We start from the raw sequence: 25,423 nt of genomic DNA on the forward strand, positions 1-25,423 counted from the left end.
AGCCTGTAGCGTGGCCGACGGAGACCGTAACAACACCGCGCGCACCGCGGGCAGAAACGACGGCGAGGACTGATGGCACAGCAGCACGCTCAGGGCCCGTCCGACCCCGAGGCGGCTGGCGGCGGAATGTCGGACGCACCGGAGCTGTGGGGTAACGGCGGACTGGTCGGCGACGGCCGGTACCGGCTCACCCACAGACTGGGCCGGGGCGGTATGGCCGAGGTTTTCGCGGCCGAGGACGTACGGCTCGGGCGCACGGTGGCGGTCAAGCTGCTCCGCTCCGACCTGGCCGAGGACCCGACCTCCAAGGCCCGCTTCACGCGCGAGGCCCAGTCGGTGGCCGGCCTCAACCACCACGCGATCGTCGCCGTGTACGACTCCGGCGAGGACTACGTGGGCGGCATGTCCGTGCCCTACATCGTCATGGAGATCGTCGAGGGGCGCACGATCCGTGACCTCCTCCTCAACGCCGAGGCGCCCGGGCCCGAGCAGGCCCTGATCATCGTCTCCGGGGTCCTGGAGGCGCTCGCCTACTCGCACCAGCACGGCATCGTGCACCGCGACATCAAGCCCGCGAACGTGATCATCACGCACAACGGCGCCGTCAAGGTCATGGACTTCGGCATCGCGCGCGCCCTGCACGGGGCGTCCACGACGATGACGCAGACCGGCATGGTCATGGGCACGCCCCAGTACCTCTCCCCGGAGCAGGCGCTCGGCAAGGCCGTCGACCACCGCTCCGACCTGTACGCGACGGGCTGCCTCCTCTACGAACTCCTCGCGCTGCGGCCCCCGTTCACCGGCGAGACGCCGCTCTCGGTGGTCTACCAGCACGTCCAGGACATCCCGGTCCCGCCGTCCCAGACGTCGAACGGCGTCTGCCCGCCGGAGCTCGACGGCCTCGTCATGCGCTCCCTCGCGAAGGACCCGGACGACCGTTTCCAGACGGCCGAGGAGATGCGCGGGCTCGTCCAGTACGGCCTCCAGATGCTCTACGACCAGGGCGGCCACACCGGCACCTGGAACACCGGCCCGGTGACCGTGGCCAACGGTCAGGGGACCCCGCCGGGCGGCTTCGCCGGTACGACCGTGATGCCCCAGGGCGACGCCTCCGGGACCACACAGATCCCGCAGCCGATCCTGCCGGGCGGTTACGGCAACGGCGACGACGGCGGCTTCGAGGGGCACGGCAACCACGGCAGCGGCCGGGGCAAGCTGTGGATCCTCGCCGTGCTCGCGGTGATCGCCATCGCGGCGGGCGTGGCACTGGCGATGAACAACACCGGTAGCGGCAGCGGCGGTTCGGGCACCACCCAGTCGCCGACCACCTCGCAGACGGCGACCGACGACACGGCCAGCGAGACGCCGAGCGACGACACGACCGCCTCGCCGAGCGACACAGCCACGGACGACAGCGGCACGAGCTCCGGTTCGGACTACACGCCGTCGTACACGCCCTCGTACACCCCGACCGAGACGGCCACCGAGAAGCCGTCGAGCACCCCGTCCGCGACGGCCTCCGAGGAGCCGTCGGACACGCCGACCGAGACGACCTCGGCGGACCCGACGGACACGGGCGGCACCGGTGACGCCGGCGGGGACGACAGCGGCGGTACGGTCGCGGGCGCCCTGGGCGGCGGCTGACCCGGACCGGATCACCGGCACCGAAGCACTCACGCGCGCGTGCACCCCGTAAACAGGGGTCCACGCGCGCGTGCTGTTTTCGCAGCCCCTAGAGAGCGCCTTCCGCTATGGGGCGCCCTCCGCGAACGCCTCGCACACCGCGTCGTACTCCCGCGTCCACCACACGGCGAGCGCCGACGCGGCCGGGAACTGGGGGTCCGCGCGGGTGTCGCCGCGTTCGTAGTGCCAGCGCAGCATCCAGAAGTCGTTGAGCCGCTCCCACCACACCCGGTGCACGGCGGCGGCGAGTTCGGCGGGGGAGGCGCGCGCCGAACGCCGGTACGCGTGCGCGTACGCCCGCACTTTGGTCAGGTCCAGGGCTCCGTCGGGCCGTACGAAGAAGATCGCGGCGGCGCGTACGGCCTCCTCCGCGCGGGGCTGGACGCCGAGGCGGTCCCAGTCGACGATCGCGGCGGGGGCGTCGCCCTTGTAGAGCAGGTTGAAGGGGTGGAAGTCCCCGTGCGTCCACCCCACGGAGGCCCCGCGCGGCGGGCGTCGGTCCGCGTGCCGTTCCAGCAGCTCCCGGCGTTCCAGGAGCCGGTGGCGGGCCAGTTCGTCGAAGGCGTCGGCGGGTCGGTGCCGGCGGACGTGCCCCAGGAGGTCGTCGATGAGGGCGAAGGTGTCGGCGGGGTCGGCCCCCGGCGCGCACTCCTCGCGCCGCCCCGGCATGACCCGCTCCAGGCTCGCGTGGACGACCCCCAGGAGCGCGCCGAGGCGTCCGCACTGACTCGTGGTCAACTGGCCGCCGTGGCGGTGTCTGCCGTCGATCCAGGGGTGCAGGGCATAGGCGTGACCGCCGACGACGGCGACCGTACGGCCGTCGCGGGCGGGCAGCGGGGGTGCCACGGGGACGCCGAGGTCGGCCAGCCGACGGGTCGCGGTGTGCTGGCGGGCGATCGCCGCCGGGTCCGCGGTCTCGGGGTCGAAGTGGTGCTTGAGGAAGTAGCGGCCCCGGGTCGTGCGGAGCCGGTAGCCGCGGTTCAGCAGGCCCTGCTCGACGGGTTCGCAGGCGACGGCGGACCCGGCGGCGTACTGGCGGAGGAGGGCGCCCAGCGGGGGCGCGTGGGGCACGGGGGGTGGTACACGTAAGGGCGGCACGCGGCCGATGCTAGGGCACGGGACGGGGCCTTGAGCTGCGGTTTGTCACAGAAAGTCACCGCTCGGTCGTCGATGGTCGCTTTCGGTCACAGGGTGGGCCCGAAGTGCCGTTCCAGACCGCCGTCGGCCGAGTGCACGGTGCTGAGCCGGGGGTCGATGCGCAGGTACACCATCGCGTCCCGGGCCGGGCCGAACCGCTCGACCTGCTCCGCCGTCGGCTCATGCGGCTCGCACGTGCCGATCACCTGTACGGACCACAGGTCGTCGTCCGGCCCGCCCGAGTCCAGGTTGTCGGCGCCGTACGCGACGACACGGTCCACGCACGCGTGGTGGTGGCCGTGGCTCCGGGGCATCCGCAGCAGCAGCCGCTCGTCCGCCACGATGTGCCGGGCGGGGGCCAGGAAGGGGAGCGCCCCCAGGGTGGTGGCCACCCGGCCGTGGTCGGTACGCGCGAGCAGATCGACGGCGAGCCGTTCGTCGGTGGGCATGCCCTTACTGTCGGACGGGCGGGCCCTCCGGGGGAGGGGTCTTTGGTCCCTAATGACGCGGAATCGGTCCCCAGGGGCTCTCAATGACGCTGCTGCTCGGCCTGTCTCCGCGCCACATAGGCCGCCGCCTGGGAGCGCCGCTCCATACCGAGTTTGGACAGCAGACTCGACACGTAGTTCTTGATGGTCTTCTCCGCGAGGTGCAGCCGCTCGCCGATCGCGCGGTTGGTGAGCCCCTCCCCGATCAGGTCCAGGATCCTGCGCTCCTGGTCGGTGAGGGAGTCGAACTTCTCGTCCTGCTGGGGGCCGCCGTTGCGTAGCCGCTCCAGGACGCGGGCGGTCGCCACCGGGTCGAGCAGCGACTTGCCGGCCGCCACGTCCCGTACGGCACTCAGCAGCTCGTTCCCCCGGATGGCCTTCAGGACGTACCCGGAGGCGCCCGCCATGATCGCGTCGAAGAGGGCCTCGTCGTCCGAGAAGGACGTCAGCATCAGGCACTTCACGGACTCGTCCTGAGCGCGGATCTCACGGCACACCTCGACCCCGCTGCCGTCCGGGAGCCGTACGTCCAGAATCGCCACATCCGGGCGCACGGCCGGGATCCGTACCAGCGCGTCGGCCGCCGTGCCGGCCTCGCCGACGACCTCGATGTCGTCCTCGACCGAGAGCATCTCGTACACGCCCCGGCGGACCACTTCATGGTCGTCGAGGAGAAATACGGTGATTTTTCCGTCTTCAGGCACGCGGTAAGTCTCACATACGGGCTCTTCCCGTGCCCGAGGTGAGCGGGATAACGTGCCGTTGTTCCGGCCCCCTGCAAGGCTGTGACCAGGACTTGTTCCCGACTTTCGCGATTTACTTGGAAATCCAAGCAAAATCGCAGGTCAGGAGGGGTTTCACAGAATTGTGGAGCACTGGGTAACGTGCCTGTTGCAGGGCGCTCGCCGGGGCACCTGTCACGCCTGTTCCCGACGAACCGCACCCACCCTGTGCGTCCGTGGGGCGCAGGTGAGCCGCACTGGCACCCGGCGAACCCGGGGAGCCGGACCGACGGAGGAGCACACGTGACCGTGGAGAGCACTGCCCCGCGCAAGCCGCGACGCAGCGCCGGAAGCAAGGCCAAGGGCGCCGACCCGGACCTCGTCCAGCTGCTGACGCCCGAGGGCAAGCGAGTCAAGAACAGCAAGACCGCCCCGTACGACAAGTACGTCGCCGGCATCACCCCCGAAGAGCTCCGCGGCCTGTACCGCGACATGGTGCTCACCCGCCGCTTCGACGCCGAGGCCACCGCCCTGCAACGCCAGGGCGAGCTGGGCCTGTGGGCGTCGCTGCTCGGCCAGGAGGCCGCCCAGATCGGCTCCGGGCGGGCCACCAGGGAGGACGACTACGTCTTCCCGACCTACCGCGAGCACGGCGTCGCCTGGTGCCGCGGCGTCGACCCGACCAACCTGCTGGGCATGTTCCGGGGCGTCAACCACGGCGGCTGGGACCCCACCACCAACAACTTCCACCTGTACACGATCGTCATCGGCTCCCAGACGCTGCACGCCACCGGCTACGCGATGGGCGTGACCATGGACGGCGCCGACAGCGCCGTCATCGCGTACTTCGGGGACGGCGCCTCCAGCCAGGGCGACGTCGCCGAGTCGTTCACCTTCTCCGCGGTCTACAACGCGCCGGTCGTGTTCTTCTGCCAGAACAACCAGTGGGCCATCTCCGAGCCCACCGAGAAGCAGACCCGCGTCCCGCTCTACCAGCGCGCCCAGGGCTACGGCTTCCCGGGCGTCCGCGTCGACGGCAACGACGTCCTGGCCTGTCTCGCCGTCACCAAGTGGGCGCTGGAGCGGGCCCGCAACGGCGAGGGACCCACGCTCGTCGAGGCGTACACGTACCGCATGGGCGCCCACACCACCTCCGACGACCCGACCAAGTACCGGGCCGACGAGGAGCGCGAGTCCTGGGAGGCGAAGGACCCGATCCTGCGCCTGCGCACGTATCTCGAAGCCGCACATCACGCGGATGAGGGATTTTTCGCGGAACTCGAAACAGAGAGCGAAGCGTTGGGCAGGCGAGTGCGTGAAGCGGTCCGTGCCATGCCGGACCCGGACCGGTTCGCCATCTTCGAGCACGTGTACGCGGACGGGCACGCGCTCGTCGACGAGGAGAGGGCCCAGTTCGCCGCCTACCAGGCGTCGTTCGCGGACGAAGAGGGGGGTAAGTGACATGGCGGCACAGACTGCGGCACAGACCGCGACAACCAAGAACCTGCCGTTGGCCAAGGCGATCAACGAATCGCTGCGCGCCGCCCTGGAGTCCGACCCCAAGGTCCTGATCATGGGCGAGGACGTCGGCAAACTCGGCGGCGTCTTCCGTGTCACGGACGGCCTTCAGAAGGACTTCGGCGAGAGCCGGGTGGTGGACACCCCGCTCGCCGAGTCGGGCATCGTGGGCGCGGCCATCGGCCTGGCGCTGCGCGGCTACCGCCCGGTGGTGGAGATCCAGTTCGACGGCTTCGTCTTCCCGGCCTACGACCAGATCGTCACCCAGCTCGCCAAGATGCACGCGCGCTCCCTGGGCAAGGTGAAGCTCCCGGTCGTCATCCGTATCCCCTACGGGGGCGGCATCGGCGCGGTGGAGCACCACTCGGAGTCCCCGGAAGCCCTGTTCGCGCACGTGCCGGGTCTGAAGATCGTCAGCCCGTCGAACTCGTCGGACGCCTACTGGATGATGCAGCAGGCCATCCAGAGCGACGACCCCGTGATCTTCTTCGAGCCCAAGCGCCGCTACTGGGACAAGAGCGAGGTCAACACGGAGGCGATCCCCGGCCCGCTCCACAAGGCCCGCGTGGTCCGCGAGGGCACGGACCTCACCCTCGCCGCGTACGGCCCGATGGTGAAGCTCTGCCAGGAGGTTGCCGACGCGGCCGCCGAGGAGGGCAAGTCGCTGGAGATCCTGGATCTGCGTTCGGTGTCGCCGCTGGACTTCGATGCGATCCAGGTCTCGGTGGAGAAGACCCGGCGTCTGGTCGTGGTGCATGAGGCGCCGGTGTTCTTCGGCTCGGGCGGTGAGATCGCGGCGCGGATCACGGAGCGCTGCTTCTACCACCTGGAGGCTCCGGTGTTGCGGGTGGGCGGGTATCACGCGCCCTACCCGCCGGCCCGCTTGGAGGAGGAGTACCTGCCGAGTCTGGACCGGGTGCTGGATGCCGTCGATCGCGCTCTGGCGTACTGAGGAGAGGGGTCGTGACGACGATGACTGAAGTCGAGGCGTCCGTACGCGAGTTCAAGATGCCGGACGTGGGCGAGGGGCTCACGGAGGCGGAGATCCTCAAGTGGTACGTCCAGCCCGGTGACACCGTCACCGACGGCCAGGTCGTGTGCGAGGTGGAGACGGCGAAGGCGGCGGTGGAACTGCCCATCCCGTACGACGGGGTGGTGCGTGAACTCCGCTTCCCCGAGGGCACGACGGTGGACGTGGGCACGTCCATCATCTCGGTGGACGTGTCCGGGGGCGGGGCGGCTCCTGTGGAGACCCCGGCCGCGGCTGCTCCCGAGCCCCCGGCGGCGGAGAAGCCGGCGGCTCGTACACCGGTGCTGGTGGGGTACGGCGTCGCCGCGTCCTCGACGAAGCGCCGGCCGCGCAAGGGTGCGGAGATTCCGGCGCAGGACGCGTCGGTGGCGTCTGCGGTGGCGGCCGTACAGGCGGAGTTGAACGGTCACGCGACGGCGTCGCCGACGCCGTCGCCCTCGCCGAGCGAGACCGGGGCCGGGGCCGCCGTACTGCCGTCCCGGCCGTTGGCGAAGCCGCCGGTGCGAAAGCTGGCGAAGGATCTGGGGGTCGATCTGGCGACGGTGACGCCGTCGGGCCCGGACGGTGTCATCACGCGTGAGGACGTGCACGCGGCGGTGGCGGTGCCTCAGGCGCCGGCTCCCGCGCCGGTGGCGGCGCCGCAGGCTCAGGTCCAGGTGGCCGTGCCCGTCGCCCCGGTGACGTACGACACGAGCCGGGAGACGCGCATCCCGGTGAAGGGTGTGCGTAAGGCGACGGCGGCGGCGATGGTGGGTTCGGCGTTCACGGCGCCGCATGTCACGGAGTTCGTGACGGTGGACGTGACGCGGACGATGAAGCTGGTCGAGGAACTCAAGCAGGACAAGGAGTTGCAGGGCCTGCGGGTGAACCCGTTGCTCCTGATCGCCAAGGCGTTGCTGGTGGCCATCAAGCGCAACCCGGACATCAACGCGTCCTGGGACGAGACGGCTCAGGAGATCGTCCTCAAGCACTACGTCAACCTCGGCATCGCGGCGGCGACCCCGCGAGGCCTGATCGTGCCGAACATCAAGGACGCCCACGCGAAGACGCTGCCCCAACTGGCGCAGTCGCTGGGCGAGTTGGTGTCGACGGCGAGGGACGGCAAGACGTCCCCGGCGGCGATGCAGGGCGGCACGGTGACCATCACCAACGTTGGTGTCTTCGGCATCGACACCGGTACGCCGATTCTCAACCCCGGTGAGTCCGCGATTCTCGCGGTCGGCACGATCAAGCTCCAGCCGTGGGTCCACAAGGGCAAGGTGAAGCCACGTCAGGTGACGACCCTGGCCCTGTCCTTCGATCACCGGTTGGTGGACGGGGAGTTGGGCTCCAAGGTGCTGGCCGACGTGGCGGCGATCCTTGAGCAGCCGAAGCGGCTGATCACCTGGGGGTAGCGGACGGGAGCCGCGCGTCTCCGTGAGGAGGCGCGCGGCTCGGTCAACTCGTTTGCTCAGGCGGACAGTTCGGTGATGCTCGGGGCGAAGTCCAGGTTCCCCACCCCGTTGTTGGCGAGGCCCACCGTGAGCAGGCCCGCTCCTTCCAGCCAGTGCGCCATTTTCAGGCCGCCGACGTCCAGCGGGCGCAGCCCGAGGCTCTTGACGAACGCCTCCACGCTTGCCTTGGCCCGCGCGCTGTCGCCGGCGATGAAGACGTCGGGCCGCCCCTTCTCCAGCACATGCCGGAAGACGGTGTTGAACGCCTTCACCACGCCGGCGCTGGCCGGGGCCACCTTGGCGGCTTCCTGCGCGATCGAGGTCTCGTCGTGGTGGGCCAGGTGGGCCAGCCCGTCGAACGTGGCGTTGAAGGGGTTGCTGATGTCGACGATGACCTTGCCCGCGAGCGCGTCTCCGTACTGGGCGACGGCCGGCACGACACCGTCGTACAACAGGGCCACGATGACGATGTCCCCGGCCGGGGCGGTGCCCCATTCCCCCGTCGTGGTGCCGCCGCCGAGCGCCTTGGCGAGGTCGGCGGCCTTGGACTGGTCGCGGCCCATGACCTCGACGGTGTTGCCGCCCGCTATCGCTCGCGCGCCGATGGTGCGGGCCATGTTTCCGGTGCCGATGATGCTGATGCTGCTCATGAGATGTTCCGCCCTGGTTGTGTGTGGTCCGGTTCAGATGGCGGTGGTGCCGCCGTCGGCGACGAGTTCCATGCCGTTGACGTAGCTGGAGTCGTCGGACGCGAGGAAGAGGGCGGCGCTGGCGATCTCCTCGGGGCTGCCCATCAGGCCGCGCGGGATGAGGGACTCGAACTGGCGCTTGGTGGCCTCGTCGAAGAGTTCCGCCTGCTTGGCGGTGGCGACCTGGCCGGGGGTCAGGACGTTGACGCGGATGCGGCGGTCCTTGAGCTCGTTGAGCCAGACGCGGGCCCAGGCCTGCTGGACGGCCTTGCTGCCGGCGTAGACGCTCCAGCCGGGGAAGGCGCCGAGGGAGGCGTTCGAGCCGGTCATGAGGATGGAACCGCCGTCGTTGAAGAGCGGGAGGGCCTTCTGGACGGTGAAGAGGGTGCCGCGCGCGTTGAGCCCGAACCAGGTGTCGAACTGGGCCTCGGTGATCTCGCCGAGCGGCGCGGGCTCGCCCCCTCCGGCGCTGGCCCACAGCACGTCGATGCTGCCCTTCTCCCGCTTGACCGTGTCGTACAGCCGGTCCAGGTCGTCCAGGTCGGCGGCGTCGCCCTGGACGCCGGTGACGTTGCGGCCGATCTCCTTCACGGCCTCGTCCAGGGCGTCCTGGCGGCGGCCGGTGATGAAGACGTGCGCTCCCTCGTCGACGAACAGCTTCGCGCCGGCCAGCGCCATGCCGGTGGTGCCGCCGGTGATGACCGCGACCTTGCCGTCGAGCTTTCCCATAGTCGTTCCCTTGCGTCGGTGGTGCCGTGCGCACCGGGGGTGACGGCGCTATGTACACCGCCCTGTGTTCTTAACGTACGGGGCGGTGGCGCGGGACGCAACTAAGTACACCGACCGTTACCCTCCTCGGGTACGATGGAGCCATGACGGAGTTGGAGAAGGGCCCCACGGGCAGTCGCCGCGGCCGGGGTGCCCGCGAGCGCATCATCGGCGCGTCCCAGCGGTTGTTCCGCGAGCAGGGCATCAACCGCACAGGCATGGACCAGCTCTGCGCGGCGGCCCAGGTGTCCAAGCGCACGGCCTACCAGCACTTCGGCGGCAAGGACGAACTCGTCGCGGAGTACCTGCGCCGGTTCGACCCCTCCGTGCTGTCCGGTGTGTTCGACCGCCCCGACCTCACGCCCCGCGAACGGCTCCTCGCCGCGTTCGACATCGCCCCCGGCACCCCGCTGTGCCCCTATATCGCCGCCGCCGTGGAGCTCCACGACCCCGAGCACCCCGCGTCCCAGTACGCCCGCGACTACAAGAAGGCCGTCGCCGTACGCCTCGCCGACACCGCCCGCGAAGCCGGCGCGGCCGAGCCCGAACAGCTGGGCGAGCAGCTGGCGTTGCTGCTCGATGGGGCGGCGGCCCGTACGCGGGTTCTGAACGCCGACGCGTTTCCTACTGCCGCGGCGATCGCTGCCGTGCTCATCGACAACGCCGTTCCCGCGGCGGTTGGTGATGACCGGGGGCGGGAGGACGTGCCGAGTTGAGCGAAGTACTGCGCCAGTTCCCGGTCGTTCGCCGACATCGCGGGCTCAACTCTTCACGTGACGGCCGTACGACAAAAGGACCCGCCGCTGGCAGCGGCGGGTCCCTCGGTGGTATCGATCATGTAGCTGAGTGAACGTCAGCCGATCTTCGCGAAGCCGTAGTTCAGGAGCTTCGTCGCGTCCGTCGAGCGCTGGGCGACCGACGACGACGCGAGGACCGTGCCGATGACCGTCTTGCCGTTGCGGGTGGCGGCGAAGACGAGGCAGTACTTGGCCTCGGGGCCGGAGCCGGTCTTCACGCCGATCGTGCCGCTGTAGCTGCTGAGCAGGGTGTTCGTGTTGGTCCAGGCAGCCATCGTGCGGGTGCTGCCGGTCTTCGTGATCGTCTTCGCCTTGTACGACTTGGTCTTGACGACCGTCTTGAACGTGGCGTTCTTCATCACGTTGCTGGCGAGCTTCGTCAGGTCGCGCGGCGTCGAGTAGTTGTTGCCGTTGCCGATGCCGTCGAACGAGTCGAACTTCGTGTTCGTCAGGCCGAGCGTCTTCGCCGTGGAGTTCATCTTGCCGATGAACGACTTCACGCGCGCCGCCCGCGTCGAGCCCGTGCCGAACTTGTCGGCCAGCGCGTACGCCGCGTCGCAGCCCGACGGCAGCATCAGGCCGTAGAGAAGCTGGCGGACGGTGACCTTGTCGCCGACGATCAGGTGGGCGGAGGAGGCGGTGTTCGCGACGATGTAGTCGCTGTACGCCTTCTGGATGGTGACCTTGGCGTCGAGGTTGAGATTCGCCTGGGAGAGCACGACCTTCGCGGTCATGATCTTCGTGGTGGAGCCCGTGGAGCGCTTGGTGTCGGCGGCCTTCGTGTAAAGGGCCTTGCCGGTGGCGTTGTTCATCACGAACCCGCCCTTGGCCACGATCGACGGCGTCGTGACAGCCTGCGCGGGTGCCGCGGTCAGGGCGCCGGTCGCGAGCACGGCGCCTGCGGTCACGGTGACCGCGGCGGCTCTGCGGAAGCGGCTGCCCTTGATGCCGGTAATGGCAGTAATCAACTGAGGTACCCCGAATACGTTGAATGCCCCTGAGGAACGGCCCAGTTGGAGGGGGGAAAGAGAGGGCCGTACGTGTGTGACACGTAAGTAGCACAGAAGGTTGTGCGGTTGCTGCGCCGGGTTCCCCGAATGTGTGAAACGCCCCCGAGAACCGGCCGCGGAAACTCACGCCGTACACGCACCTCCGTAGACGCACCCCCGGCCCCATTCGGTTCCGTCCGCATCCTGGACCGCCCGTCCTCATGCGTACGTGTTGTATCTATGCTGTCCTCATGCCGTCCCCGTCCCCCGCTCCGTCGCTCACCTCACCCCCTGTCGTCAAGCAACCCCCCGCTGCCGACCGCGTCTACGCCCACGTCAAACAGGGTGTCCTGGACCGGCGTTACGAAGGCGGAACCCTGCTCACCGAGGGCGAGTTGGCCGAGGCTGTCGGAGTGTCACGGACGCCCGTGCGCGAGGCGCTGCTGCGGCTGGAGGTCGAGGGGCTGATCAAGCTCTACCCGAAGAAGGGCGCCCTGGTGCTGCCCGTCTCCTCGCAGGAGATCGCGGACGTGGTCGAGACCCGGATGCTGGTCGAGCAGCACGCGGTCCGCAAGGTCGTACCGGCATCCCCGACGCTCATCGCGCGCCTCGAAGAACTCCTCGACCGGCAGAAGGAACAGGCCGCCGCCGGGGACCTCGCCGGCGCCGCCGTCACCGACCGCTGCTTCCACGCCGAGATCGTCCGCAGCGGCGGCAACGAGATCCTCTCCCGCCTCTACGACCAACTCCGCGACCGGCAGCTGCGGATGGGCGTCGCGATCATGCACTCGCACCCCGACCGCATCGCCAAGACCCTCACCGAGCACGCGGCGATCCTCGACGCGCTGCGCACCGGCGACGCCGAGGCGGCCGCCGGGATCGTCCACCAGCACGTTGACTGGTTCTCCCACCTGGCACGGGGCGAGGTCCGATGAGCAGCAGCAGTGGCAGTTCCAGTTCCGCCCTCTCCCTTCCCGGTGATCCGCCCGGCGGCCGCCGCGCGCTCGCCGTGTGGGGCATCGGCGTCTCCGTCTACTTCGTCGCCGTCATCTTCCGTACGTCCCTCGGTGTCGCCGGCCTCGACGCGGCCGAGCGCTTCCACGTCAACGCCTCCGCCCTCTCCACCTTCTCGATCCTCCAACTGCTGGTCTACGCGGGCATGCAGATACCCGTCGGCCTCCTCGTCGACAGCCTCGGCACCAAGAAGGTGCTGACCATCGGCGTCCTGCTGTTCACAGCAGGCCAGTTGGGCTTCGCGTTCTCCCCCTCCTACGGCACCGCCCTCGCCTCCCGCGCGCTGCTCGGCTGCGGTGACGCGATGACGTTCATCAGCGTGCTGCGGCTCGGCACCCGCTGGTTCCCGGCCCGGCGCGGCCCGATGGTCGCCCAGCTCGCGGGCCTCGCGGGAATGGCCGGAAATCTCGTCTCCACCCTGGTCATCGCGCGCCTGCTGCACGGCATCGGCTGGACGGCCGCCTTCGCGGGCAGCGCGCTCGCGGGAGTCGTAGTCCTCGTCCTGCTTCTTCTGTTCCTGAAGGACCACCCGGACGGGCACGAACCGGAACCCTTCCCGCACCGGGGCGCGGCCTACGTCCGCCGCCAGATCGCCGCCTCCTGGCGCGAACCGGGCACCCGCCTCGGCCTCTGGGTGCACTTCACCACCCAGTTCCCGGCGATGGTGTTCCTGCTCCTGTGGGGCCTGCCGTTCCTGGTCCAGGCCCAGGGCCTGTCCCGCGCCACCGCCGGCGAACTCCTCACCCTGGTCGTCCTGTCCAACATGCTCGTCGGCCTGGTCTACGGCCAGATCGTCGCCCGGCACCACACCGCGCGGCTCCCGCTGGCGCTGGGCACGGTCGGCGCGACGGCGCTCGTGTGGGCGGTCACGCTGCTCTACCCCGGCGACCACGCGCCGATGTGGCTGCTGATCGTGCTGTGCACGGTGCTCGGTTCCTGCGGTCCCGCCTCGATGCTCGGCTTCGACTTCGCCCGCCCGGCGAACCCGCCGGAGCGTCAGGGCACCGCCTCCGGAATCACCAACATGGGTGGTTTCGTGGCCTCGATGACGACCCTGTTCCTGGTCGGCGTGCTCCTCGACGCGACCGGCGACAACTACTCGATCGCCTTCTCGGTGATCTTCGTCCTCCAGGCGGTCGGCGTCAGCCAGATCCTCCGGCTGCGCAGCCGAGCGGCCCGCCGCGAGAACGAACGCCTCGTGGCGAGCCGGGTGGAGACGGTCCACGTGCCCGCGTGAACCGCTTTCAGGCCGCTACGAGGGTGAGGCCGGGAATCCCCAACACGCCCCGGTAGCTCATCCATCGGCTACGGAGCCGAGCGGTCCGCCAGAGAGCGTTCGCCTCGTGGCAAGCCGGGTGGAGACGGTCCACGTGCTGGCCTGAACCTCTTCAGGCCGCTACGAGGGTGAGGTACGCGAGGCCCAACACGCCCCGGTAGCTCATCCATTGGGCCCGGTGCCGGTCGAGCCGTTCGCGGGTCGCGGCGGCCAGCGGATGGTCGCCGTGCCCGGCGAGCCACACCTCGGCGTCCGCCTGGTACGCCGACTCGAACTCCTCCCACTCGTCCGCGTTCGCCGTCTCGGTCCACTCGGGCCGGAACCCGGCCGCCACCGCGAGATCGACGAGCGCCCCCAGGTCGTAGTGCTCGTCGGGACGCGCCCCCGGCCACATGCCGGCCAACTCGGCCGTCGTGGGCGGCCGTTGCCAGAACCCCTCGCCCAACACCACACGTCCCCCGTCGACGACGAGCCGCCGCAACTCCCGCAGGGCTTCCGCCGTGTGCCGGGGAGACTCCGCGTCGCTGAGCGCCTGGCTCGCGCCCAGACACAGCACCAGATCGGCCGGCCCGCGCTCCGTCCCCACGGCCGACTCCTCGACGAACTCGACCCGCCCGGCAAGCCCCCGCGCCTCGGCGTCCCGCCGCCCACGCGCCAGATCCCGCGCGTTCACGTCGATCCCGACACCCCGGGCTTCCGGTACGGCGGCCAGGACCCGGAGCATCAACTCGCCCCAGCCGCAGCCGATGTCGAGCACCGTGCGCGGCCCGGCACCGGCCAGCCGCCGCACGATCCCGTCGGCCCGGGCCTCGGAGAGGGGGCTGTGAAAGGTGAGCCGGGTGAGCCGGGGAGGCCCGTCGTCGGGCTCGGTGTTCCCGGTGGCCCCGATGTTCTCGTTTTCGGACGTCACGTCAGACATGCGGCGGAGGCTAGCCGCGGACGGCCGGCCGGCGACAACGAATTTCCGCCCTGCCGCCGCAACTTGGTGACCGCTGCTTGGCGACTGCTACTTCGGGACTGCTACTTCAGGACTGCTGCTACTTCGTGACCGTGAAGTTCCGCAGTATTGAAGCCGACAGCTCCGGATCGCCGTCCGCCTTCACCTTGTCCGACACCGAGTCGACGGTGACCCGACCGCAGGCCAGCCGTACGTACGTCTCCCAGTCGAGGATCAGGGTCGCGGCGGGGCCGAGCGCGGGGGCGGTTTCGAGGGTCCCGCGGCCCTGGATGTCGACGCGGATCGTACGGAGGAACTCGATCGGGCCGTGCACGTCGAAGACGACCGCCGAACTGCGCGGGGCGCCCGAGTCGTCGGCGACGATCTTCGGGAGCGCTTCGAGGAGCACGTCACGGGCGATGTGCGCGCCGGGCGAGTCCAGATTGCCGGGGCGGCCGAGGGCGGCGCGCAGGTCCTGCTCGTGCACCCACACGTTGAAGGCGTGGTTCCGCATGGACTCTTCGAGGGTGACCTCGGTGCTGACATGGCCGCGCACCTTCGTGCCGGGGTCGCGCGACTCGTTCCGCAGCTGGCGGTTGCGGCGGATGATCGTGTATTCCAGCTCCGACGTCATCTCCGGCGCCGTGTGGTGGCGTCGTACGTCGACCTGCATCTCCATGTACCGCTGGTGCTCGTTGGTGACGTGGTAGAGGTCGCGGGGGAGGGTGTGGATGGGGCGCGGGTCGCCGAGCATCTCGTTGTCCAGCCCGATGACATGGGAGACCACGTCACGCACCGACCAGCCCGGGCACGGCGTTCGCCGGTTCCACTCTCCCTCCGCGAGCGGGGTCACCAGCTCGGATATCGCGTCGATGGAGTGGGTCCAGGCGTCGGCGTAGGGCTGGAGAGTGGGATGCAGACTCACGGAACGGGACCCCTCGGCGGTCGGTACAGGTTGGGTGGCGGGCGGCGTTGCCAGCGGGAGGTGGCTGTCGGCGGGTGTCTTGGAACGCTAAGTTACGCTGCTGTGAGGCACCCCGGCAGTGCTTTCGTGTGACGATCGTAGGCCCGTGTGAACGGCTCGAATGCCAGGACGGTGGTAGTGTGCGCGCCTCTCTCATCCAGATCGCCGTAGAAGAGGGCGAATCGGTCGAATCTCGTCGGGTCCGGGTGGGTGCTCTCGTCCGCGAACAGGCTGATGCCGATCTCGTCGTCCTGCCGGAGCTGTGGACGACGGGTGCGTTCGCCTACGAGCAGTTCGGCAGCGAGGCCGAGCCGCTGGAAGGCCCGACCTACGAGGCGATGGCCAAGGCGGCGAGCGACGCGGGCGTGTGGCTGCACGCGGGCTCGATCCCCGAACGGGACCCTGACGGCCCCCTCTACAACACGTCCCTGGTCTTCTCCCCCTCCGGTGAACTGGCCGCCGCCTACCGCAAGATCCACCGCTTCGGCTTCGACAAGGGCGAGGCCGTGCTGATGGGCGCGGGCAGTGAGCTGGTGACGGTCCGACTCCCCGACACGACTCTCGGTCTCGGCACCTGCTACGACCTCCGTTTCCCCGAACTCTTCCGCGGCCTCGTCGACGCCGGCGCCGAGACCCTCGTCCTCCCCGCGGGCTGGCCCGAGCGCCGCCGCTCCCACTGGACCCTGCTGGCCCAGGCCCGCGCGGTCGAGAACCAGTCCTTCGTCCTCGCCTGTGGAACGGCCGGTACGCACGCCGGAGTTCCCCAGGCCGGTCACTCGATCGTGGTCGACCCCTGGGGCGAGGTCCTCGCGGAGGCGGGCGCGGGCGAGGAGATCCTCACGGTGGAGTTCGACCCCGCGAAGGTCGCCGCGACGCGGGAACAGTTCCCGGCGCTGAAGGACCGGGTACTGGGTCTGGAGCGTCCGCGTCGCGCGCAGTGAGCGCCCCAACGGGCCGGACCCTGGCCGTACTCGCCGACATGTTCGTCGCGTGGGGGCCGGTGACGGTGTTCGTCTGGCTCGTGGGCAGGATTCAGGACGACCCTCCCGGCTGGACGGCCAGCGCGGTTTTCGGCGCGCTGTTCGTCGTGGGCGGCTACTTCGGGGACCGCGTGAGGGAACGCCGCCGGGCACGCGCTCGTGCCCGTACGGCAGCGGACCAGGGGAAGTGAGTCAGTCCTCCCGTTCCTTCTCCGCCAGGTGGATCACGCACACCGCCACCGCGATCAGCAGCGCCGCGTCCGCGTCCTCGCGGACGATGTCGACGCCGTACGTCTCCCGGATGTGCAGCCAGCGCCGGGAGATCTGGGCGAGCAGTTCGCCGTCGTAGTCGACGCCGAACTCGCGGTCCAGGATCTTGCCGCTGACGTCGAGTTCGGTGCCGTCGACCAGGGACACCTTGTAGTGGTTGCGCAGCAGGGAGAACCGCTTGTGCTTGATGGTCGCCAGGGGCTCACCGTCCCGCTCGATGACCATCGTGTCGCGCAGGGCGAGCATCTTCTTGTGGATGTCGATGAGCACGCGCCCGTGCGTGTCCTTCAGCTCGAAGGTGTCCCGGATGCGCATGGCCTTGCCGTCGACCAGGAACACCTTGTTGCCGTTCTGGTCCTCGATCCAGTAATCCTCACCGAAGCCGAGGATCCGATCGCGTACGAGGAATCTCATGACATGACGGCTTCCCCGGCAGCGGGTCCGAAACGCCGCCGATAGGCCGACGGGCTCAATCCGGTCTCCTTCCGTAGGCGTATCCGCAGGTTCGCCCCGGTGCCCAGACCGCACCTCGCCGCGACCACGTCCAGCCGTTCCTCACCCCGCTCGATCAACCGGCACGCCAGCGCCACCCGTTCCCCGGTCAGCCACGCCAGCGGCGTCGTCCCGAGCTGTGAACGGAAGCGCCGGTGCAGGGTCGCCGGACTGACCGCCGCCCGGCCCGCCAGCTCGGCCACCGTGAGCGGCTCCCCCAGCCGTTCCTGCGCCCACGCGAGCAACGGCGCGAGCGACTCGTCGGGCACATCGGGCAACGGCCGCTCCACGAACTGCCGCTGCCCACCGTCCCGGTGAGCCGCGAAGACCAGCCTCCTGGACACCGCGTTGGCGATCTCGGCGCCATGGTCCCGCCGTACGACATGCAGCCCCAGGTCGAGCGCGGCGGCGCTGCCCGAGGCGGTGAGGATGTCCCCGTCGTCCACGAAGAGGACGTCCGGTTCGAGCCGCACGCGCGGGTGCAGGGCGCGGAAACGGTCGGCCCACATCCAGTGCGTGGTCGCCCGGCGCCCGTCCAGCAACCCCGCCTCGGCGAGCGCGAAGCTCCCGGTGCACAGGCTCATGACCCGCGCCCCGCGCGCGTGGGTGCGCCGGATGGCGTCGAGAACGGCGGCCCCGCGCGGTACGACGTTGTCGGGCCGCCCCGGCACGACCAGCGTGTCCGCCGTATCCACCGCGTCCAGGCCGTGCGCCCCGGTGAGGGTGAAGAACCCGTGGTTCATCCGCACCTCACGCGCGGGCGTGCACACCAGCACCTCGTACAGCGGCCCCGGCAGGCCGAGTTCGGGCCGCGGCAACCCGAACAGCTCGGTGGCGACGCCCACTTCGAAGGGGTTGGTGCCCTCGTCGACGATGACGGCGACGCGATGAGGGCGGTGCGGTCGCTGAGAGGATCCTTGCGGCATGTGCGATTCCTAGCACTCGTGAGGCCGCCCCGACACCCCGCAGGCTGACCCCATGACAGCCACGGAACCCGTCTCCCTCCCCGCCGCCCTCGCCTCCTTCACCGACCGGTGGAGCCCCCGCATCGTCACCACCGTCAACGACTACGACGTCCGCGTCGCCAAGGTCGAGGGCGAACACCTCTGGCACACCCACGACCACACCGACGAGTTCTTCCTGGTCCTGGAGGGCGAACTGCACATCGCCCTAAGGGAGTCGACGGGCTCGGGCTCCGGCGAACGCACGGTCGTCCTCCCCAAGGGCAGCGTCTTCACGGTCCCGCGCGGCACGGAACACAAGCCGTACGCCCCGGTGCCGTCCGAGATCCTCGTCCTCGAACCCACCGGCACGCTCACGGTCGGCGACCACCACGAGGAGATCCCGGCCCACGTGGACGCGACGACGGGTCACGCCCTGAACCGGCCCTCCGTCCGCCAATTCCGTTGAGCCCGCACTCCGCGATCGTGTTGGCTGGCGGCACCGGACTGTCAGTACCGCAGGGAGTTGAACGTGCAGGACAGTGGTGTCGACCCCGTTGCCCACAACCGGGCGGCCTGGGACAAGTACGTCCAAGAGGGCAACGAGTGGTCGAGGCCGGTGAGTGCCGAGGATGTCGAGCGCGCCCGCACGGGCGACTGGTCGGTCGTTCTCATCGGGCATGAGCCGGTCGACCGCTCCTGGCTGCCGGCGGACCCGACCGGCAAGGACGTGTTGTGCCTGGCCTCCGGCGGTGGCCAGCAGGGTCCGATCCTCGCCGCGGCGGGGGCGCGGGTCACCGTATTCGACAACTCACCCCGCCAGCTCGGCCAGGACCGGATGGTGGCGGCGCGCGACGGACTCGAACTGCGCACCGTCCTGGGCGACATGCGCGACCTCGGCGCGTTCGGCGACGCGACGTTCGACGTCGTCTTCCATCCGGTCTCCAACGTATTCGTACCGGACCTGGCACCGGTGTGGCGCGAGTGCTTCCGCGTCCTGCGGCCGGGCGGAACCCTGCTCGCGGGCTTCCTCAATCCTGATGCGTACTTGTTCGACCACGAGGCGCTCGACGAGCGCGGCGAGTTGATCGTCGTGCACAAGCTGCCCTACAGCGATGTCACGCAGTACTCCGCCGAGGAGCGCGCGACGAAGTTCGGCGCGGATGCCCCTCTTGAATACAGCCACACCCTCACCGGCCAGATCGGCGGGCAACTCGCCGCGGGGTTCGTCCTCACCGGCTTCGCGGAAGCGCCGCACCAGTCCGACGCATCCGCTCAGTACATGTCGCACTATTTCGCGACGCTGGCGGTCAGGCCGGGCTGACCCGGTCTCACGCTCGGGTGAGCGAAGAGGCCCGGGGGACAACGGCTCATCAACCACTGACCTGGTGCTCCACGCGGTGACGGATGTACTCGTCCGGATGCGATCGGGCGATTGTCACCGCCGCCTCCACGAGGTCGTGCAGCGCGGGCGGGTACGCCGACGTCCGGAGCGGCAGTCCGGGGAGAAGGGAGCGCCGGACGTCGAGGTGCTCGTTGTTCACGAACTCACGGAGCGCGGCCTCGTGCCACTCACCCACCACGGCAGACCTGTCGTCGGCCCCCGCCCGGCGTTCGACGTCCGAGTCCTCCGCCCTGACATTGGAGAGCTGAAGCGGCAGCGCCGACCAGTACCAGGCCCGCGCGGCGCCTGCCCGCTCCTGGTCGGTGCCCGTCCGCAGACAGCCCAGCAGCGCGCGGCGGACGCGCCGGTATCCGAAGGCATTCAGAGCCGGCTCGACGAACTGGCGGTTGAAGCTCGGGTTCGGGTCATGGACCGCCGCCTTGATGAGGACCCCGAAGGACGCCTCGGGCAGAACCAACTCCTGGCGGCATGCCTTGCGCAAGGCGGCGCGCACCTGGTGTTCCCACTGCCGCTCATCACCGGCGTCCGGCTCGGGGGCGACATCGAGCCGCAGAACCCGGACCGTGTCCGCCAGGCACTTCCGGAACAGCTGCCTCCCGTCCTCCGTGCGCCCTGGCAGCGCCATGAACCCCTGCGCGGCGCTTCCCGCGCCTCTCGCCGCCGTCTCGTCTCCGTCACCGGCCAACTGTTCCTCCCCTGTCCCAGGCCCACACGGAATGCTTCCACGACCCGTGCGGTTGGATGGGGGTATGGCTTCACGTGTACGTGTCCGCACTCCCGAACTGACCGGCAAGGGCGGCTGGCTGAACACCGGCGGCGAGCATCTCTCCCTCGCCGACCTGCGGGGACGCATCGTCATCCTGGATTTCTGGACCTTCTGCTGCATCAACTGCCTGCACGTCCTGGACGAACTCCGGGAGCTGGAGGAGAAGCACCGGGACACGGTCGTGATCATCGGCGTGCACTCGCCGAAGTTCGTGCACGAGGCCGAGCACCAGGCGGTCGTGGACGCGGTCGAGCGGTACGGCGTCGAGCATCCGGTGCTGGACGACCCGGAGTTGGCGACCTGGAAGCAGTACGCCGTCCGCGCCTGGCCGACGCTCGTTGTCATCGACCCGGAGGGCTACGTCGTCGCACAGCACGCGGGCGAGGGCCACGCGCATGCCATCGAGCGCCTGGTGGAGGAGCTGGAGACCGAGCACACGGCGAAGGGCACGCTCCGGCGCGGGGACGGCCCGTACGTGGCCCCGGAGCCGGAGCCGACGGTCCTGCGCTTCCCCGGCAAGGCGCTGGCCCTGCCCTCCGGCACCTTCCTCGTCAGCGACACCACCCGGCATCAGCTGGTCGAGCTCGCGGCGGACGGCGAGACGGTCGTACGCCGGATCGGTTCCGGCGCGCGCGGCCTGCACGACGGTCCGGCCGACTCCGCGACCTTCAACGAACCGCAGGGCCTCGCCCTCCTCGACGACGGTTCCGTGGTCGTCGCCGACACCGTGAACCACGCGCTCCGACGGCTCGACCTCACCACCGGCGCCGTCACCACCCTCGCGGGCACCGGCCGCCAGTGGATGCAGGGCGAGCCCACCTCCGGCCCCGCCCGCGAGGTCAGCCTCTCGTCCCCCTGGGACGTGGCCTGGTGGCAGGGCAAGGTGTGGATCGCCATGGCCGGAGTCCACCAACTCTGGGCCTACGACCCGAACGACAACACAGTCTTCGTCACCGCCGGCACCACCAACGAAGGCCTCGTCGACGGATCCGGACCCGAGGCCTGGTTCGCGCAGCCCTCCGGACTCGCCGCGACCGCCGACCGGCTGTGGCTGGCCGACTCCGAGACGTCCGCCCTGCGCTGGGTGGACCTCGACGGCGCCGTCCACACCGCCGTCGGCACCGGACTCTTCGACTTCGGACATCGTGACGGATCCGCCGAACAGGCCCTGCTCCAGCACCCGTTGGGCGTCACCGCGCTCCCGGACGGCTCGGTCGCGATCAGCGACACGTACAACCACGCCCTGCGCCGCTACGACCCCGCGACCGGCGAAGTCACCACGCTGGCCACGGACTTGAGGGAGCCCAGCGACGCCGTCCTCGTCGGCGACGACATCCTGGTCGTCGAGTCGGCACGGCATCGGCTGACCCGGCTGCGCCTCCCGGAGGAGGCCGTACGCGTCGAGTCCGTCGCCCATCGCACCCAGCGCGCGGCCACCGAAGTCGCCCCCGGCGAGCTGAAGTTGGACGTCATCTTCCAGGCCCCGGCCGGACAGAAGCTCGACACGCGCTACGGCCCCTCGACCCGGCTCCTCGTCTCCGCGACCCCGCCCGAGCTGCTCGTCGGCGGAGAGGGCGCGGGCACGGACCTGAACCGCACCCTGGCCCTCAACCCGGCCGTGGCGGAAGGCGTGTTGCACGTCTCCGCGATGGCCGCCTCCTGCGACGACGACCCTGCCAACGAATACCCCGCCTGCCATGTCCACCAGCAGGACTGGGGCGTCCCGGTCCGCCTCACCGAGGGCGGGGCGGACCGTCTCCCCCTCGTGCTGGCCGGCATGGACGACCGAGCCGACCAGAACGCCTGAAACGGGGGACCGACAGGGACCGGCAAGGGTCCTCGTCTATTCAGCGGCGGCGCGGGCGCGGTGCCAGTTTGTACAGCGCCATCCCCGCCGCGACCAGCGTGGTCGCCGCGACCATCATCGCCATGCTGTTGAACCACAGTCCCGTCGCGGCCAGCGTGGCGCCACCGGCGCCTGTGGTGCCGGCGCCGACAACTCGTCCGTACATAAACGTGTCTCCTTGAGGTGCGTGAACGTGCGTGAGGGGTGGGCTAGGTGGCCACCCACTTCTCCTCGCTGCGGCGGGCCAGGCCCCACAGGGAGGAGAAGTAGACGGCGTGCTGGAAGAGGTCGTAGAGCATCTCCGGGACCATCAGCGCGGCCACCAGGACCGCGACGGGTCCGGCGCGGCGTACGGAGACGATCTTCTCGACCACGAAGATCACGCCGATGGCGGTCCAGAACGGGGAGAGGCCGGGGAAGCCGTAGACCGTCGTGTAGGTGGCCATGAAGGTCAGGTAGACCAGGAACGACAGGGCGCCGAAGCCCATCAGGAACTGCTGGAGGAAGTAGCGGGCGGTGACCTTGGTCCAGCCGTAGTCGCGGAGGTTCTCCAGGGCGCCGCGCTGCCAGCGGAGGCGTTGGTGCCAGAGTTTGGGGAGGCTGGTCATGACCTCGGTGGTGACCGCGCAGCCCGCGGGGGACATGGCGCGGTAGCCGAGGGTCTTGACCGCCTTGGTCATCTCGTCGTCCTCGGTGAGGGAGGCGAGGCTGTAGTAGCCGTCGCCGCCGCCGATGAGACCGTCGAGGCGGGCCTGCCGCACCTCGCGCAGGACGCGGGCGCGGAACATCGTGCCGGTGCCGGTGAGGACCTGCGCCTTGCCGCCGGTGCGGTCCAACTCCCAGGCGTAGCGCTGGAATTCCATGCGCTGGAGCAGTCCGAGGAGGCCGCCGCCCTGTTCGCCGTAGAAAACTCCTCCTACGGCGCCGACCTTGCGGTTGAAAGTGGCGATCGCGGTCTCGCTGAACCACGGGTTGAGGACGGTGTCCGCGTCCTGGACGAGGAGGAGGTCGCGTTCGTCGAGGTGGGGCAGGACCCAGTCGATGGCCTGGTTGAGGGCGCCGGCCTTCTTGTGGGTGTTGCCCTGCGTGGCGAAGACCTGGGCGCCGTGCGAGGCCGCGACGGCGGCGGTGTCGTCCGTGCAGTTGTCCGTGACGACGACGATGAGGTCGGGTTTGCGGGTCTGTCGCCACAGGCCCTCGATGGCGGCGCCGATGCGGTCCGCTTCGTTGTGGGCCGGTATGAGCACCACCAGCCGTGGATCGAGCAAGGCAGTGGCCCCCCGCAGTCATCGTGAGACGGGCCCGGGGCTGCCTCCCCCGGACCCTCAACCGCACAGAGTCTTCACGATGTTCACACAACTCCACAATGCGACTGGAGTCACGGATTGCTCACGGTTGTCTTTGGATGTCCTGTGCGGGCGATTCCGCCCGTGTGCGGGGTAAGCCCTGAATCCGCTCGGAATCAGGCGCCGTAGCCACCGCGGTAGCCGCGCGACTCGTCGTCCTCGACGACCGTCGTCTGACCCGGTATCACCACGCGGCGGCGCCGGGCCATGCTGCTGAACGTCACGACGCCGATCAGCCCGACGACCATGAGAATGACGCCGACCAGGTCGAGATTGACCCCCTGCATGTGCCAGTCGGTCGCGAACGTGAGGATCGCGCCGACGGCTATCAGGATGATGCATCCGCCCAGGCCCATGAGTGTCGCCTCCCTGTCCGGTCCGGTCGGCCCGGTCCGCCTCCGGGTACCCGGGGAAACAACACCCATGCGCCGGGCGGGAGTTGATCAGGGCGGACGGGGCCGGGCCCGTCATGCGGCCGCACGCACCGGACTCCCGCTCACCGGAAACCCGGGGTCCCCCACGACCCGACCCGCCGGACAGGCGCTACCCCTCCAGGAACGCCACCAACGCGTTGGCCAGCAGGAACGGGTCGCGGTCGCCGCAGAGTTCGCGGGCGCTGTGCATCGAGAGGATGGCCACGCCGATGTCGACGGTCTTGATGCCGTGCCGGGCCGCGGTGATCGGGCCGATCGTCGTGCCGCAGGGCATGGAGTTGTTGGAGACGAAGCTCTGGAAGGGCACGCCCGCCTTCTCGCAGGCGGCGGCGAACACCGCCCGGCCCGAACCGTCCGTGGCGTAGCGGTTGTTGACGTTGACCTTGAGGATCGGCCCGCCGTTGACCCGCGGGTGGTGCGTCGGGTCGTGCCGCTCCGCGTAGTTCGGGTGCACCGCGTGACCCGTGTCGGAGGACAGGCAGACGGTCCCGGCGAAGGCCCGCGCCCGGTCCTCGTACGACCCGCCGCGCGCGAACACCGAGCGCTCCAGAACCCCGCCGAGCAGCGGCCCGTCCGCGCCCGTGTCGGACTGCGAGCCGTTCTCCTCGTGGTCGAAACCGGCGAGCACGGGGATGTACGGCAGGTTCTCGCCGGCCGCGGCGGACGCGAGGGCCGCCAGGCCGGCGTGCACCGACAGCAGGTTGTCCATACGCGGACCGGCGACCAGCTCCTGGTCACGGCCCAGGTAGGAGGGTGCCTCCACGGAGTGCGTCATCAGGTCCCAGCCGGTGACCTCGCCCGGCGCGAGCCCCGACTCCTCCTCCAGGAAGGCGATCAGGTCGCCGTCGTGGATGTCGTCGCCCAGGCCCCAGATCGGCTGGAGGTGCCGCTGCTTGTCCAGCTTGAGCCCGTCCGTCGGCACGGAACGGTCCAGGTGGATGGCGAGTTGGGGCACCCTGAGCAGCGGCCGGTCCACGTTCATCAGCCGCGTCGAACCGTCCCGCAGGGTCAGCCGCCCGGCCAGACCGAGGTCGCGGTCGAGCCAGGAGTTGAGCAGCGGCCCGCCGTAGATCTCGACGGCGACCTGGCGAAAACCGTGCGCGCCGGTGTCGGGACGCGGCTTGACCCGCAGGTTCGGGGAGTCCGTGTGCGCGCCGACGATGCGGAAGGGGGTGTGGGGGGCCGCGCCTTCGGGGACGAACCAGGCCACGATCGCGCCACCGCGCAGCACGTACTTGCCGCCGCTCGTCCCGTCCCAGGCGTCCGTCTCGGCGACCTGCCTGAAGCCGGCCTTCTCCAGCCGCTCGGCGGTGTTCGCCACGGCGTGGTACGGCGTGGGACTCGCCGCCAGGAAGGACATCAGGTCGTCGGTGTGGCCGCGGTCGAAGCGGGAGGGTTCGCTCATGGGGTTCACCTTAACGACGTACGAGGGCCCGCTCCCGGGGGTGGGAGCGGGCCCTCACAAGGGCGATGTGGGGTTTCGCGAAGCTGTACCGGT

At 70.0% G+C, this 25,423-nt stretch carries 27 protein-coding genes; 12 read left to right on the plus strand and 15 right to left on the minus strand.

Annotated features, from left to right (window positions below):
• The first annotated feature begins 126 nt into the window (after positions 1-126).
• Complete coding sequence (locus ACIBK4_RS47430; RefSeq protein WP_399006009.1) at positions 127-1,644, plus strand: protein kinase; 1,518 nt, start codon at positions 127-129, stop codon at positions 1,642-1,644.
• A 105-nt stretch (positions 1,645-1,749) separates the two neighbouring features.
• On the opposite strand, the gene ACIBK4_RS47435 is transcribed toward ACIBK4_RS47430, so the two are convergent.
• The 3 genes from ACIBK4_RS47435 to ACIBK4_RS47445 form a co-directional block, all read right to left on the minus strand.
• Entirely contained in the window at positions 1,750-2,754 is a 1,005-nt protein-coding gene (locus tag ACIBK4_RS47435; RefSeq protein WP_399005862.1) for a phosphotransferase, read from the minus strand.
• 113 nt (positions 2,755-2,867) lie between these two features.
• On the minus strand, positions 2,868-3,269 hold the full coding sequence (locus ACIBK4_RS47440; RefSeq protein ID WP_399005864.1) for a pyridoxamine 5'-phosphate oxidase family protein: 402 nt from the start codon (positions 3,267-3,269) through the stop codon (positions 2,868-2,870).
• 80 nt (positions 3,270-3,349) lie between these two features.
• Complete coding sequence (locus tag ACIBK4_RS47445) at positions 3,350-4,012, minus strand: response regulator (RefSeq protein WP_399005866.1); 663 nt, start codon at positions 4,010-4,012, stop codon at positions 3,350-3,352.
• A gap of 321 nt (positions 4,013-4,333) precedes the next feature.
• On the opposite strand from ACIBK4_RS47445, the gene pdhA reads away from it, so the two are divergent.
• From pdhA to ACIBK4_RS47460, 3 genes are read left to right on the plus strand one after another with little or no spacing between them, the layout of a single operon-like run.
• Positions 4,334-5,491, plus strand: a complete 1,158-nt coding sequence (gene pdhA, locus ACIBK4_RS47450) for a pyruvate dehydrogenase (acetyl-transferring) E1 component subunit alpha (protein WP_399005868.1) — start codon at positions 4,334-4,336, stop codon at positions 5,489-5,491.
• A gap of 1 nt (position 5,492) precedes the next feature.
• Positions 5,493-6,500, plus strand: a complete 1,008-nt coding sequence (locus ACIBK4_RS47455; RefSeq protein WP_399005870.1) for an alpha-ketoacid dehydrogenase subunit beta — start codon at positions 5,493-5,495, stop codon at positions 6,498-6,500.
• Positions 6,501-6,511: 11 nt separating this feature from the next.
• Positions 6,512-7,972 (plus strand): dihydrolipoamide acetyltransferase family protein, encoded by a 1,461-nt coding sequence (locus ACIBK4_RS47460; protein WP_399005872.1) that lies wholly within the window; start codon positions 6,512-6,514, stop codon positions 7,970-7,972.
• A gap of 56 nt (positions 7,973-8,028) precedes the next feature.
• On the opposite strand, the gene ACIBK4_RS47465 is transcribed toward ACIBK4_RS47460, so the two are convergent.
• Positions 8,029-8,661 (minus strand): NADPH-dependent F420 reductase, encoded by a 633-nt coding sequence (locus ACIBK4_RS47465; protein WP_399005875.1) that lies wholly within the window; start codon positions 8,659-8,661, stop codon positions 8,029-8,031.
• 33 nt (positions 8,662-8,694) lie between these two features.
• On the minus strand, positions 8,695-9,429 hold the full coding sequence (locus ACIBK4_RS47470) for an SDR family NAD(P)-dependent oxidoreductase (RefSeq protein ID WP_399005877.1): 735 nt from the start codon (positions 9,427-9,429) through the stop codon (positions 8,695-8,697).
• Positions 9,430-9,572: 143 nt separating this feature from the next.
• On the opposite strand from ACIBK4_RS47470, the gene ACIBK4_RS47475 reads away from it, so the two are divergent.
• Entirely contained in the window at positions 9,573-10,184 is a 612-nt protein-coding gene (locus tag ACIBK4_RS47475; RefSeq protein WP_399005879.1) for a TetR/AcrR family transcriptional regulator, read from the plus strand.
• Positions 10,185-10,321: 137 nt separating this feature from the next.
• On the opposite strand, the gene ACIBK4_RS47480 is transcribed toward ACIBK4_RS47475, so the two are convergent.
• Positions 10,322-11,233: a D-alanyl-D-alanine carboxypeptidase family protein gene (locus tag ACIBK4_RS47480; protein ID WP_399005881.1), complete on the minus strand. Its 912-nt coding sequence runs from the start codon at positions 11,231-11,233 to the stop codon at positions 10,322-10,324.
• Between the two features lie 272 nt (positions 11,234-11,505).
• On the opposite strand from ACIBK4_RS47480, the gene ACIBK4_RS47485 reads away from it, so the two are divergent.
• Both ACIBK4_RS47485 and ACIBK4_RS47490 read left to right on the plus strand, forming a co-directional pair.
• On the plus strand, positions 11,506-12,189 hold the full coding sequence (locus ACIBK4_RS47485) for a GntR family transcriptional regulator (protein ID WP_399005883.1): 684 nt from the start codon (positions 11,506-11,508) through the stop codon (positions 12,187-12,189).
• Positions 12,186-13,505 (plus strand): nitrate/nitrite transporter, encoded by a 1,320-nt coding sequence (locus ACIBK4_RS47490; protein WP_399005885.1) that lies wholly within the window; start codon positions 12,186-12,188, stop codon positions 13,503-13,505. Before ACIBK4_RS47485 ends, ACIBK4_RS47490 begins: the two co-directional genes overlap by 4 nt.
• 151 nt (positions 13,506-13,656) lie before the next feature.
• Here ACIBK4_RS47490 and ACIBK4_RS47495 read toward each other — a convergent pair whose 3' ends face one another.
• Both ACIBK4_RS47495 and ACIBK4_RS47500 read right to left on the minus strand, forming a co-directional pair.
• Positions 13,657-14,463, minus strand: a complete 807-nt coding sequence (locus tag ACIBK4_RS47495; RefSeq protein WP_399005887.1) for an SAM-dependent methyltransferase — start codon at positions 14,461-14,463, stop codon at positions 13,657-13,659.
• Positions 14,464-14,581: 118 nt separating this feature from the next.
• Positions 14,582-15,406 carry a maleylpyruvate isomerase family mycothiol-dependent enzyme gene (locus tag ACIBK4_RS47500; protein ID WP_399005889.1) on the minus strand — a complete coding sequence of 275 codons (825 nt, stop codon included), beginning with the start codon at positions 15,404-15,406 and terminating at the stop codon, positions 14,582-14,584.
• A 179-nt stretch (positions 15,407-15,585) separates the two neighbouring features.
• Here ACIBK4_RS47500 and ACIBK4_RS47505 point away from each other — a divergent pair, with 179 nt between their 5' ends.
• Both ACIBK4_RS47505 and ACIBK4_RS47510 read left to right on the plus strand, forming a co-directional pair.
• Entirely contained in the window at positions 15,586-16,386 is an 801-nt protein-coding gene (locus ACIBK4_RS47505) for a carbon-nitrogen family hydrolase (RefSeq protein WP_399005891.1), read from the plus strand.
• Positions 16,383-16,616 (plus strand): hypothetical protein, encoded by a 234-nt coding sequence (locus tag ACIBK4_RS47510; RefSeq protein ID WP_399005893.1) that lies wholly within the window; start codon positions 16,383-16,385, stop codon positions 16,614-16,616. Before ACIBK4_RS47505 ends, ACIBK4_RS47510 begins: the two co-directional genes overlap by 4 nt.
• 1 nt (position 16,617) lies before the next feature.
• Here the strand turns inward: ACIBK4_RS47510 and ACIBK4_RS47515 are convergent, their stop codons facing one another.
• Both ACIBK4_RS47515 and ACIBK4_RS47520 read right to left on the minus strand, forming a co-directional pair.
• Positions 16,618-17,109, minus strand: coding sequence for an LURP-one-related family protein (locus ACIBK4_RS47515; RefSeq protein ID WP_317770539.1), 492 nt, complete (start codon positions 17,107-17,109; stop codon positions 16,618-16,620).
• Positions 17,106-18,113: a GlxA family transcriptional regulator gene (locus ACIBK4_RS47520; protein WP_399005895.1), complete on the minus strand. Its 1,008-nt coding sequence runs from the start codon at positions 18,111-18,113 to the stop codon at positions 17,106-17,108. Before ACIBK4_RS47520 ends, ACIBK4_RS47515 begins: the two co-directional genes overlap by 4 nt.
• Before the next feature lie 52 nt (positions 18,114-18,165).
• Between ACIBK4_RS47520 and ACIBK4_RS47525 the strand changes: the two genes are divergently transcribed.
• Both ACIBK4_RS47525 and ACIBK4_RS47530 read left to right on the plus strand, forming a co-directional pair.
• Complete coding sequence (locus ACIBK4_RS47525) at positions 18,166-18,597, plus strand: cupin domain-containing protein (RefSeq protein WP_399005897.1); 432 nt, start codon at positions 18,166-18,168, stop codon at positions 18,595-18,597.
• A gap of 63 nt (positions 18,598-18,660) precedes the next feature.
• The gene (locus tag ACIBK4_RS47530) at positions 18,661-19,452 is read left to right on the plus strand and encodes a class I SAM-dependent methyltransferase (RefSeq protein ID WP_399005899.1); all 792 of its coding nucleotides are present in this window, start codon (positions 18,661-18,663) and stop codon (positions 19,450-19,452) included.
• Positions 19,453-19,501: 49 nt separating this feature from the next.
• Here the strand turns inward: ACIBK4_RS47530 and ACIBK4_RS47535 are convergent, their stop codons facing one another.
• Positions 19,502-20,218, minus strand: a complete 717-nt coding sequence (locus ACIBK4_RS47535; protein ID WP_399005901.1) for a hypothetical protein — start codon at positions 20,216-20,218, stop codon at positions 19,502-19,504.
• Between the two features lie 31 nt (positions 20,219-20,249).
• Between ACIBK4_RS47535 and ACIBK4_RS47540 the strand changes: the two genes are divergently transcribed.
• The gene (locus tag ACIBK4_RS47540) at positions 20,250-22,106 is read left to right on the plus strand and encodes a thioredoxin-like domain-containing protein (RefSeq protein WP_399005903.1); all 1,857 of its coding nucleotides are present in this window, start codon (positions 20,250-20,252) and stop codon (positions 22,104-22,106) included.
• A gap of 40 nt (positions 22,107-22,146) precedes the next feature.
• Here ACIBK4_RS47540 and ACIBK4_RS47545 read toward each other — a convergent pair whose 3' ends face one another.
• The 4 genes from ACIBK4_RS47545 to ACIBK4_RS47560 form a co-directional block, all read right to left on the minus strand.
• A complete protein-coding gene (locus ACIBK4_RS47545; protein WP_366095946.1) occupies positions 22,147-22,311 on the minus strand; it encodes a hypothetical protein in 165 nt (54 codons plus the stop codon).
• 43 nt (positions 22,312-22,354) lie between these two features.
• Positions 22,355-23,395, minus strand: a complete 1,041-nt coding sequence (locus ACIBK4_RS47550; RefSeq protein WP_399005906.1) for a glycosyltransferase — start codon at positions 23,393-23,395, stop codon at positions 22,355-22,357.
• Positions 23,396-23,607: 212 nt separating this feature from the next.
• Complete coding sequence (locus ACIBK4_RS47555) at positions 23,608-23,847, minus strand: DUF6458 family protein (protein WP_266859456.1); 240 nt, start codon at positions 23,845-23,847, stop codon at positions 23,608-23,610.
• Positions 23,848-24,034: 187 nt separating this feature from the next.
• Positions 24,035-25,330 (minus strand): M18 family aminopeptidase, encoded by a 1,296-nt coding sequence (locus tag ACIBK4_RS47560; RefSeq protein ID WP_399005909.1) that lies wholly within the window; start codon positions 25,328-25,330, stop codon positions 24,035-24,037.
• Between the last annotated feature and the right edge of the window lie 93 nt (positions 25,331-25,423).

The organism is Streptomyces sp. NPDC050528 (assembly GCF_044457795.1).
GTDB lineage: Bacteria > Actinomycetota > Actinomycetes > Streptomycetales > Streptomycetaceae > Streptomyces.

Coding starts and splice junctions, on each gene's coding strand:
- ACIBK4_RS47430 (WP_399006009.1), top strand. CDS start 127: ATGTCGGACGCACCGGAGCTGTGGGGTAACGGCGGACTGGTCGGCGAC.
- ACIBK4_RS47440 (WP_399005864.1), bottom strand. CDS start 3,269: ATGCCCACCGACGAACGGCTCGCCGTCGATCTGCTCGCGCGTACCGAC.
- ACIBK4_RS47455 (WP_399005870.1), top strand. CDS start 5,493: ATGGCGGCACAGACTGCGGCACAGACCGCGACAACCAAGAACCTGCCG.
- ACIBK4_RS47465 (WP_399005875.1), bottom strand. CDS start 8,661: ATGAGCAGCATCAGCATCATCGGCACCGGAAACATGGCCCGCACCATC.
- ACIBK4_RS47470 (WP_399005877.1), bottom strand. CDS start 9,429: ATGGGAAAGCTCGACGGCAAGGTCGCGGTCATCACCGGCGGCACCACC.
- ACIBK4_RS47475 (WP_399005879.1), top strand. CDS start 9,573: ATGACGGAGTTGGAGAAGGGCCCCACGGGCAGTCGCCGCGGCCGGGGT.
- ACIBK4_RS47485 (WP_399005883.1), top strand. CDS start 11,506: ATGCCGTCCCCGTCCCCCGCTCCGTCGCTCACCTCACCCCCTGTCGTC.
- ACIBK4_RS47490 (WP_399005885.1), top strand. CDS start 12,186: ATGAGCAGCAGCAGTGGCAGTTCCAGTTCCGCCCTCTCCCTTCCCGGT.
- ACIBK4_RS47495 (WP_399005887.1), bottom strand. CDS start 14,463: ATGTCTGACGTGACGTCCGAAAACGAGAACATCGGGGCCACCGGGAAC.
- ACIBK4_RS47515 (WP_317770539.1), bottom strand. CDS start 17,109: ATGAGATTCCTCGTACGCGATCGGATCCTCGGCTTCGGTGAGGATTAC.
- ACIBK4_RS47520 (WP_399005895.1), bottom strand. CDS start 18,113: ATGCCGCAAGGATCCTCTCAGCGACCGCACCGCCCTCATCGCGTCGCC.
- ACIBK4_RS47525 (WP_399005897.1), top strand. CDS start 18,166: ATGACAGCCACGGAACCCGTCTCCCTCCCCGCCGCCCTCGCCTCCTTC.
- ACIBK4_RS47540 (WP_399005903.1), top strand. CDS start 20,250: ATGCTTCCACGACCCGTGCGGTTGGATGGGGGTATGGCTTCACGTGTA.
- ACIBK4_RS47545 (WP_366095946.1), bottom strand. CDS start 22,311: ATGTACGGACGAGTTGTCGGCGCCGGCACCACAGGCGCCGGTGGCGCC.
- ACIBK4_RS47555 (WP_266859456.1), bottom strand. CDS start 23,847: ATGGGCCTGGGCGGATGCATCATCCTGATAGCCGTCGGCGCGATCCTC.
- ACIBK4_RS47560 (WP_399005909.1), bottom strand. CDS start 25,330: ATGAGCGAACCCTCCCGCTTCGACCGCGGCCACACCGACGACCTGATG.